Source organism: Actinoplanes sp. ATCC 53533, assembly GCF_003947245.1.
On the sequence record NZ_QHHV01000359.1, the window covers coordinates 1 to 9,117 of the forward strand.

General features: G+C 71.5%; 8 protein-coding genes and 1 pseudogene. 5 read left to right on the plus strand and 4 right to left on the minus strand.

Going from position 1 to position 9,117, the window contains the following annotated elements; all coding sequences use genetic code 11:
* The 4 genes and pseudogenes from DMB66_RS63280 to DMB66_RS57100 form a co-directional block, all read right to left on the minus strand.
* Nucleotides 1-1,084 (minus strand): annotated as a pseudogene (locus DMB66_RS63280) (non-reducing end alpha-L-arabinofuranosidase family hydrolase); the annotation flags it as partial.
* A gap of 287 nt (nt 1,085-1,371) precedes the next feature.
* Nucleotides 1,372-2,211 carry an aldo/keto reductase gene (locus DMB66_RS57090; protein WP_125812344.1) on the minus strand — a complete coding sequence of 280 codons (840 nt, stop codon included), beginning with the start codon at nt 2,209-2,211 and terminating at the stop codon, nt 1,372-1,374.
* 44 nt (nt 2,212-2,255) lie between these two features.
* The gene (locus tag DMB66_RS57095) at nt 2,256-3,527 is read right to left on the minus strand and encodes a DUF1501 domain-containing protein (RefSeq protein WP_125812345.1); all 1,272 of its coding nucleotides are present in this window, start codon (nt 3,525-3,527) and stop codon (nt 2,256-2,258) included.
* A gap of 5 nt (nt 3,528-3,532) precedes the next feature.
* Entirely contained in the window at nt 3,533-5,077 is a 1,545-nt protein-coding gene (locus tag DMB66_RS57100; RefSeq protein WP_125812346.1) for a DUF1800 domain-containing protein, read from the minus strand.
* 114 nt (nt 5,078-5,191) lie between these two features.
* On the opposite strand from DMB66_RS57100, the gene DMB66_RS57105 reads away from it, so the two are divergent.
* The 5 genes from DMB66_RS57105 to DMB66_RS57125 form a co-directional block, all read left to right on the plus strand.
* Nucleotides 5,192-6,238, plus strand: coding sequence for an ROK family protein (locus DMB66_RS57105; protein WP_125812347.1), 1,047 nt, complete (start codon nt 5,192-5,194; stop codon nt 6,236-6,238).
* A gap of 60 nt (nt 6,239-6,298) precedes the next feature.
* Nucleotides 6,299-7,012, plus strand: coding sequence for a response regulator transcription factor (locus tag DMB66_RS57110; RefSeq protein ID WP_125812348.1), 714 nt, complete (start codon nt 6,299-6,301; stop codon nt 7,010-7,012).
* Nucleotides 7,013-7,149: 137 nt separating this feature from the next.
* Complete coding sequence (locus tag DMB66_RS57115) at nt 7,150-8,388, plus strand: cytochrome P450 (RefSeq protein WP_125812349.1); 1,239 nt, start codon at nt 7,150-7,152, stop codon at nt 8,386-8,388.
* A 37-nt stretch (nt 8,389-8,425) separates the two neighbouring features.
* The gene (locus DMB66_RS57120; RefSeq protein WP_125812350.1) at nt 8,426-8,623 is read left to right on the plus strand and encodes a ferredoxin; all 198 of its coding nucleotides are present in this window, start codon (nt 8,426-8,428) and stop codon (nt 8,621-8,623) included.
* Nucleotides 8,620-9,117 (plus strand): FAD-dependent oxidoreductase (locus DMB66_RS57125; RefSeq protein ID WP_158647702.1); only part of this gene is annotated, 498 nt, incomplete at its 3' end. The genes DMB66_RS57120 and DMB66_RS57125, both read left to right, overlap by 4 nt.

A 9,117-nucleotide genomic window follows, 5' to 3' on the forward strand; every position in this document is an offset into this window, starting at 1 on the left:
ATGAGGTATTGGTTTTGGCCTTGGACTTTGTAGACCTGGGGTGCTTCGAAGAGGTTGTTGGTGGTGTCGGTCATGATCGTGGTGTAGGTGGCGCCGAAGTTTCCGGGGAAGTTTCCGATGGGCATGCCGGCTCGGTAGATTTTGCCGTTGTCGCCGGCGAAGAAGAGGTACATGGTGGTGCCGTCGCCGATGATCGTCTGGTCGATGGGTCCGGTGCCGGAGCCGGTGATGCTGCCGGTGAACAGTGGTTGTGCCGCGGACCAGCCGTTGGGGTTGGTGGGGTCGTTCGAGGTGCGGTACATGAAGGGCGATGGGCCCCATTGGTAGGTGAGGACCCAGATGTTCTTGGGGGCGAAGTAGAACAGTGAGGGTGCGACGGTGGCGGATGACATGGTGTTCTGGCTGGCGGAGGCCATGTCGGTCCAGTTGGTCAGGAGGCTGAAGTTCATGGAGCCCCAGGTGGTGCCGGTGTCGTGGGTGGTGGCGTAGACGAGGTGTCTGCCGTTGTAGGGGGCGGTGGTGAAGTCCTTGAGGGACACCCAGCCCGCCTTCGGGTTGGCCAGTGAGCCGGTCGAGGTCCAGCGGTAGGACGACGGCAGCGTGCACGGGCGGGCGGCGTCGTCGGACCGGTGGTCGGGGGCGTTGTCGGTGGCGTCGTCGGCGTGGTGCCGCCGGTGCACGTCACGCCGTTCACGGCGAAACTCGTCGGCGCCGGGTTGCTGCCGGTCGACGACCCGTTGAAACCGAACGACACCGTTCCGTTGGTCGGGACCGCGCCGTTGTAGCTCACGTTGTTGGCGGTCACCGCCGAGCCGGTCTGCGTCAACGACGTGTTCCACGCCTGCGTCACCGTCTGCCCGGCGCTGAACGACCACGTCAACGTCCAGCCGGTCAGCGCGTCACCCAGGTTGGTGATCGTCACGTTGGCGCCGAACCCGCCCTGCCACTGCGACGACACGGCATAGTTCACCGCGCAGCCCGCGGCCGCGGCGCTCGCCGGCAATGCCGCGACGACCGCCGTCGACGCCAGCAACCCGACGCCGGCCAGCGCCAGTCCGACATTGGTCGCCCTCAATCTGGTCATACGTTTCTCCTGACGGGGATGACGGCCTGCGCATTCACGGGGATCGTTGCTTGGGGATTGTTGAGCAGCCGCGTCAGGCATGTTACGGGAGCGCTCCCAAACCCTCAACGAAGCGCCCGGGAGGCGGCCTGGCATCGCGTTTCCTGCGCCTGTCCGCGCCAGAAAAACCCCAGCTCGCGGCCCGATCGTGGGCCGGTAACACTTTTCCGGGCAGGCACTTCTCGCAGATCGAGCGAAACCACAATGAGGGATCGACGAACGGTTTCCTCGGTCCGGGATCGATTGCCCTATGCCGGCTCGTGCAACCGGTCCAGGCCGGCGCGCTGGGCCGGGGTCAACCGGAATCCTGTCGCGGCGAGGTTCTCCTCCAGATGATCCACCCGGGCGGTGCCGGGGATCGGGAGGATGACCGGCGAGCGGTCCAGGAGCCAGGCGAGCGCGACCTGGGTGGCGGTGGCACCGACCTCGGCCGCCACGGCGGCGATCCCCGCCTTCGCCCCCGACGTGCCCGCCGCGACCGGCCGCCACGGCAGAAAGGCGATGCCGGCCCGCTCGCAGGCCATGAGAACGGGCTCGTGCTCGCGGTCGAGCAGGTTGTACCGGTTCTGCACGCTCGCCACCGCGACGATCCGGCGCGCCTGGTCGAGCTCGGCCACGGTGATCTCGGACAGCCCGATCCGGCCGATCTTGCCTTCGGCCCGCAGGTCCCGCAGCGTGCCGAGCTGGTCGGCGAGCGGCGTCTCCGGATCGATCCGGTGCAGCTGGAGCAGGTCGATCCGCTCGACGCGCAGCCGGCGCAGCGCCTGCTCGACCTGGGAACGCAGGACTGCCGGCCGCCCGTCCAGCTGCCACTCGCCCTGCGGCCCGGATCGCGCGACGCCGACCTTGGTCGTGATGACCAGCCCGTCCGGGTAGGGGTACAGCGCCTCGGCGAGCAGTTCCTCGTTGGCTCCGCCGCCGTACAGGTAGGCGGTGTCGATCAGCGTGACGCCCAGCTCGACGGCCCGCCGGGCCACCGCCAGGGCGGCCTCGCGGGCGGCGCCCGCCTCGGTCGGCAGGTGCATGGCGCCGAACCCGAGCCGCCGTACCTCCAGATCTCCGCCGATCCGGAACGTCGTCGATGTCATCGGTCTCTCCCCCCGGCTGAGGGGACGACGCTAACAGCGCGCGGCTATCGGGCAGCGGCCAACCCGAACGACGCCGGTGCCACGTCCGGGAAGACGTCGGACAGGGAGCCGAATCCGCACCGCTTCTGCAGGACCTCGCCGATCACCGCGCGGTAGTCGGTCGTCGCGGCCAGGTCGCCGGCCACCAGCGCGCCCGGCGCCAGGCCCGGCCAGGTGCCGTACACGGTGCCGCCCCGGACCCCGCCGCCCATCAGCAGCATCGCGTTGCCGTGGCCGTGGTCGGTGCCGCGGGAGCCGTTCTCCGCCACCCGGCGGCCGAACTCGCTCACCGTCACCACGGTCACCGCCGCCATCCCGGCCGGGCCCAGGTCGGCCGCGAACGCCGCGAGCGCGTTCGAGGTCTCCAGGAGGTTGTCGAACATGCGCTGGCCCTTGACCGCGGTGCCGAGGCCCTGGTGCATGTCCCAGTCGCCGCAGTCCACCGCCGCCGCGGCCAGGCCCGCCTTCGCCTTGATCAGCCGGGCCACGTCCTTCAGAGCGTCGCCCAGCGGCGTGGCCGGGTAGGCCGCCCCGTTCGCCGGTGTGTACGCCGTGCTGCGTACCCCCGCGGTTGCGGTCAGGGCCGCGTCCGCGGCCCGGGCGGGACCGGCCAGCGGGCCGGGTGCGGACTCGTACATCCTGCGCAGTGCCGCGGCCATCGGGCGCTTCGCGCTGTCGCCGGCCAGGGTGAAGCCGTCGACCGAGGTCATCGACACGTCGGAGAAGGAGCCGCCGAGCAGCCGGGCCGGCATCGCGTTGCCCAGCGAGACCGCCGCCAGCGGGCCGGTGGCGCCGGTCATGCCGAGCATCCGGTCCAGCCAGCCGCTGCGCAGCGCCGTGCCGGCCGCCGCGCGTTCCATCTCCTCCATGGCGGCGAAGTGGGAGCGGGTCGGGTTCGGCTGCCCGACCGCGTGCACCGCGGCCAGGCTGCCGTTCTTCCACATCGGCAGCAACGGCGCCAGGCCCGGGTGCAGGCCGAACATGCTGTTGCCGCCGATCGCCTGGCTCTTCGGCAGGGCGAGCGTGGGGCGGGCCTTGTAGTAGTCGGGGTCGCCGATCGGTGCGATCGCCGACAGTCCGTCGAAGCCGCCGCGCAGCGACAGCACGACCAGGGTGTCGCCGGTGTAGCCGCCGGCGGCGAAGGCCAGCCGGGTGGACAGCCCTTCGCCGACCAGGCCGGCCAGCGCTCCGGCGGCGCCGGCGGCCAGGCCGCGGCCCAGCACCCCCCGGCGGCTGAGCAGCTTCGTGTTCTCGTCACAGCAGGCCCGTGCGGTCATAGGAGTCACCTCAGCTGGAAGGAGGGCGAGTCGAGGACGAGAGCGATCAGGTACGGCAGGCTCCCGGCGACCGACTCCTTGCTGGTCAGAGGACTCGTCGGCAGCTTGTCCGCGACGCTTAGCACGGCGGCCACGTGATCGGCCGGCAGCGGGGCGCCGACCAGCCGCCGGGCCAGGGCGTCGACCAGCGCGCCGTACGTCTTGGGCAGCACCGGCACGAGTGCCGTGAGCAGATCGGCGGGACGGGTGAGCTCCTTGGGATACCAGCCGGTCGCGAGGTTCAAGTGGATGTTGCAACGGATGAGGAACGCCGAGGGCGAGGCCCAGGCGGCCGCGACGTCCGGGTAGCCGTTCGGCGGGCTCCAGCGGAACGGCGCGTTCCCGGCGTTGACCAGGTGGTTGTAGAGCGCGTCCAGGGCCTTGACGCCGGAGGTCTCCGGGCCCAGCCCGAGGGCGCGGACGGTGGCGGCCAGGTCCTCGAACGGCGTGCGGACCTTCTGCCCGATCGACGCGGCGAACTCCGGCGAGGTGAACAGCGCCCGCAGCACCGGCACGATCGACGTGTCGTTGTCCAGGTACACCTTCGCGAGCTTCGCGACCAGGGTGGCCGGGGCCTCGTCGGCGACGAAGCGCAGGCACAGCTTGGTGGCCAGCCGCTCCGCGGTCGCCGGGTGCCGGGCCAGGTAGTCGACGAACGCCAGCGCGGCCGCCTCGCCGCCCTCGGCGGTCGCGTTCGGGTGGCTGAAGCCGAGGATCCGTACGGCGCCGGTGGCGTGCTTGGCCGCCGTGTACGTGTAGGTGCCCGCGCTCGTCACGGTCAGGCCGGTGAGCAGCTTCGCGGCGGCCTGCACGTCGGCCTCGGTGTAGATCATGCCGACCGAGTGCAGCTCCATCAGCTCGCGGGCGTAGTTCTCGTTCGGCAGCGCCTTGGTCGACGACCGGTTGTCCAGGTACGTCAGCATCGCCGGGTGCCGGGCCGAGGCCTTGAGCATGTCCGCGTAGCGACCGAAGGTGTACTTGCGGGTCACCATCTTGTCGTAGTCGCTGCGGCTGTCCCACACGCCGCTGGACGGCGCTGAGACGTGCAGGTGGTTGGCCCAGAAGTCGGCGGTGGTCTCGAACAGCTGCCGGTTGCTCCAGCAGGCCCGGGCCACCGCGGCGCGGCCGAGCTGGCGGAACGCCTCGTAGGAGTGCACGGGCAGCTTGGCGCGTACCGTCGCGACGTCGGCGCCGGCCAGCGGCAGCCGGGTGAGCAGCGCGTCCAGGGCCGCGTCGTCGATCTTCGCCGGGTCGAGCTGGCGGTCCAGCCAGGCCGGCACGCCCAGCCTGGCGAGCTCGGCCAGGGCCGCCGGGGTGGGGCCGAAGGTGGCCCGGCGCAGCAGGTGCGCGAGCGGGTCGGCGGAGACGAGGTCGGTCGGCACCGCGGCTGCGGCGGCGGAGGCGGGCACGGCCAGCGCCGCGTCGAGGGCGAGGCCCCCGGCTGCGGTCACGGCCACGGCCACGGCACCACCGAGAACGGCGCGGCGGGTCGGCTCACTCTTCGTCGTCATGCCAGGCCCTTCGGCGCGTTCCGGCGCCGCAGTCGCGCCGGCAACCGGACGCTCACCAGCCGCAATCCGGTTGCACCCGTCGCGCCCCGGCGCGCTGAGACGTACGCTCGGGCGGTGGATCAGATCGATGCGGTACGGACCCCGGCGTCCTGGGTCGTAGTGGGTCTCGACAACGGCGGAACCTGCAACAACGCGACCGTGCTGGACGCGACGGGCCAGTTCCTCGTCGATCATCTGGTGGAGAATCCGAGCCTGGTGACCGACGGCCCGGAGTCGGCCGTCGAGCAGCTCGCCGAGGCGTTCACCGGCATCCTCGCGCTGACCAGCACGCCGCTGACGCTGGTGCGCGCGGTCGGGCTGGACACCCCGGGCCCGGCCAGCGCCGACGGCGTCATCTCGTCGAAGGGCTCGACGAACTTCTCCCAGGTCTCGTGGCACGGCTTCGACATCCGCGGTGCCCTGCAGGCGCGCATCGGCCTGCCGGTGATCTACAACAACGACGCGAACGCGGCCGCGCTCTACGCCCATCACCGGCACTTCGGTGCCGACGCGATGGAGAAGTCGTCGGTGGCGGCGATCGTCGGCACCGGCCTCGGCGGGGGAGTGGTCGAGCTCGGCAAGGTCGTCAGCGGCGCGGCCGGCATGGCGGGCGAGCTGGGCCACGTGCAGATCCCGCTGCACGGCGTGCTGGAGGACGACCAGCCGGTGCCGGCGTGCAACTGCGGCTTCGCCGGGGACGTGGAGAGCATCGCCTCGCTGACCGGCATCAAGAACAACCTGCTGCCGTACTGGCTGAAGCGGTTCCCGGGGCACCCGCTGGCGCGGGAGCCGATCAAGCGCGGGGCCAAGCTGCTGCGCGGGTACGGCGAGAAGGAGGACCCGCTGGCCCTGGCGGTCTTCGGTCAGCAGGCCAAGGCGATCGGCAAGCTGTTCACCATCGCGGCCAACTTCACCGACCCGGCGGCGTACTTCCTGGGTGGTGGCGTGGTCGAGGCGGCGCCGCACTTCCGCCAGTGGTTCCTCAACACGGTCCGGGAGAACACCCAGTTGCGGGCCGAGCAGCAGGCCGCGGCGACGTTCGCGCTGGTGCCGGATCTGGACATGGCCGGCGCCCGGGGCGCGGCCGTCGCCGCCCTGGAGGCCGTCCGCCCGGCCGGTTGACGATTGATATCAGTCAGTTGATTGAATAGATTGGTGCACTCCGCGACGAATGGTCCTGGCATGCACGGCGACAAAGCAGCTCTCCGGTACGGCGAGCACGTCCTCGTCGTGGTGCCCGACGCCGACCTGCTCGACCTGCTCGTCACGCCCCTGGAAATGGCCGGCTACTGGGTGCTGACGGCGGTCACCGGCACCGCGGGGCTGGCGCTGCTGCGCGACCACCACTTCGACCTGATCATCGCCGACGCCGACCTTCCCGACGTCGATGATCTCGCCCGTGGCCGCCGGCTCTCGCCGGCCGACCGCCCACCGGTGCTGTGCCTGACCACCTGCGACCACCTGGACCGGCTGCTGCCGGAGCTGGGCCTGGGCATCGAGGACTACGTCACCAAGCCGTGCCGGATCACCGAGGTCCTGGCCCGGGCGCACGTGCTGCTGCGCGGCCGGGCCCACGGCCGCCGCGAGGGCGCGGTCTGCCACGGCGATCTGCTGCTCGACGACATGGTGTGCCAGGCCTGGCGCGGCCGGCGCCCCCTCGAGCTGACCGCGGCGGAGTACAGGCTGCTGCGGCACCTGCTGGTCCACGCCGGACAGGTGCTCTCCAAGGAGCAGCTCGCCTGGCAGCTGTGGGGCGAGTTCCGGGGCGACAACGCGATCGAGCGGCTGGTGTCGCGGCTGCGGCAGAAGGTCGACCGCGACGAGCCGGCCCTGATCCACACCCGACGCGGCTTCGGCTACTGGTTGGGCAGCCACGCCGTACCGGCCGGGCTGTGACGTGGGCCACGTCAGGTTCCTGTCAGGTCAATGTCCAGGTGGCGTCAGGACGATCTGTTTGCATGGGTTCATCGGCTTTTGCCGCTGCCCGCACCGGCGTCCCCCTCGGCCGGCGGGCCACGAGGAACCGAGGACCCATGGCTGACACCCTGGCCGCCGCCGGTGCGGCGAGCGCTGAAGTACCCGGGTACCCGATGCCGCGCTCCTCCGGCTGCCCGTTCTCCCCGCCCGAGCCCGTGCTGGCGATGACCGCCGAGAACCCGGTGGCCCAGGTGCGGATCTGGGACGGCAGTACACCGTGGATCATCACCCGGCACGCCGACCAGCGGCTGCTGCTCGCCGACCCGCGGGTCAGCATCGACGAGCACCTCCCGAACTTCCCGCACATGACCGCCGGGCGGGCCGCGGCCGTGCAGGGCATCCCGCCGCTGATCACCAACACGGACGCCCCCGAGCACACCCGCCTGCGCCGGGTGGTCAACCCGCCGTTCATGGTCAAGCGGATCGAGAAGCTGCGGCCGCGGATCCAGCAGATCATCGACGACCTGATCGACGCGATGCTGGCCGGGGAGAACCCCGCCGACCTGGTCACGGCCGTCGGGCTGCCGGTGCCGACGCTGGTGATCACCGAGCTGCTCGGGGTGCCGTACGCCGATCACGAGTTCTTCCAGACCAACAGCAACAAGACGATCAGCCACGACTCGACGCCGGAGGAGGCCATGCGGGCCAGCGGCGCCCTGGCCGGATACCTCGACAACCTGTTGCGGCAGAAGATGACCGAGCCGGCCGAGGACGTGCTGTCGGAGATGGCCGGGCGGATCAAGGCCGGCGAGATGACCCACACCGAGGCCGTGATGATGGGCGTCGCGATCCTCATCGCGGGCCACGAGACCACCGCCAACATGATCTCGCTCGGCACCCTCGCGCTGCTGCGGAATCCCGATCAGCTCGCGCTGCTGCGCGAGACCGAGGACCCGAAGGTCGTGGCCGGTGCGGTCGAGGAGTTGCTGCGCTACCTGACCATCGTGCACACCGGGATCCGGCGGATCGCCGTCGAGGACATCGAGCTCGACGGCAAGCTGATCCGGGCGGGCGACGGGCTGATCTTCGACCTCGGCGCCGCCGACTGGGACACGCGCGAGTTCCCCGCGCCGGAGCAGCTCGACCTGACCCGCCCGGCGCGCCAGCACCACGCCTTCGGCTACGGCGTGCACCAGTGCCTGGGCCAGTCCCTGGCCCGGGTCGAGCTGCAGATCGTCTACAGCACCCTCTACCGGCGCATCCCCACGCTGGCCCTGGCCGTGCCGTTCGAGGAGATCGACTTCGCGTTCGCCGGCGTCGCCTACGGCCTGCACTCGCTGCCTGTCACCTGGTGAGTGACCCGCGAATCTGACGAGCGAGACGGAGAACATCATGCGTGTGGAACTCGATGAGCCCAAGTGCGTGGCCGCCGGCCAGTGCGTCATGGCCGCGCCGGAGGTCTTCGACCAGCGCGACGACGACGGCGTCGCGATCGTGCTCGACGCCGAGCCCGGCGCGGAACTGCACGACAGCGTGCGCGAGGCCGCTGCTGTCTGTCCCGCGGCCGCGATCCGCCTGGAGGAGCGGTGAGGCGGATCGTCGTCGTCGGCGCCTCGGCCGCCGGGCTCACGGCGGCCGAGACGCTGCGCCGGGAGGGTTACGCCGGCGAGCTCACCCTCATCGGTGCGGAGGTCGACGCCCCGTACGACCGGCCGCCGCTGTCCAAGCAGATCCTCGCCTCGCAGTGGGAGGCCGAGCGGCTGGCGCTGCGGACGGCCGGCGAACTCGCCGCCCTCGACCTGGATCTCCGCCTCGGCGTGGTCGCCGCCGGCCTGAACCTCGCCACCCGCACGGTCCGCCTCGACGGTGGCGCGGAGGTCGGATACGACGGGCTGGTCATCGCGACCGGGGTGCGGCCCCGGCGGCTGCCCGGCCAGGGCGCGCACGTGCTGCGCACCCTCGGCGACGCGCTGGCCCTGCGGCGCCGGCTGGGCCCGGGGCGCCGGCTGGCCGTGGTCGGTGCCGGGTTCCTCGGCGCGGAGTCCGCCGCCGTGGCCCGGGGCCTCGGATGCGAGGTGACCCTG

Excerpts from the sequence above, each read along its gene's own strand:
- DMB66_RS57120 (WP_125812350.1), top strand. The coding sequence starts at position 8,426 with ATGCGTGTGGAACTCGATGAGCCCAAGTGCGTGGCCGCCGGCCAGTGC.
- DMB66_RS57100 (WP_125812346.1), bottom strand. The coding sequence starts at position 5,077 with ATGACGACGAAGAGTGAGCCGACCCGCCGCGCCGTTCTCGGTGGTGCC.
- DMB66_RS57095 (WP_125812345.1), bottom strand. The coding sequence starts at position 3,527 with ATGACCGCACGGGCCTGCTGTGACGAGAACACGAAGCTGCTCAGCCGC.
- DMB66_RS57090 (WP_125812344.1), bottom strand. The coding sequence starts at position 2,211 with ATGACATCGACGACGTTCCGGATCGGCGGAGATCTGGAGGTACGGCGG.
- DMB66_RS57110 (WP_125812348.1), top strand. The coding sequence starts at position 6,299 with ATGCACGGCGACAAAGCAGCTCTCCGGTACGGCGAGCACGTCCTCGTC.
- DMB66_RS57115 (WP_125812349.1), top strand. The coding sequence starts at position 7,150 with ATGGCTGACACCCTGGCCGCCGCCGGTGCGGCGAGCGCTGAAGTACCC.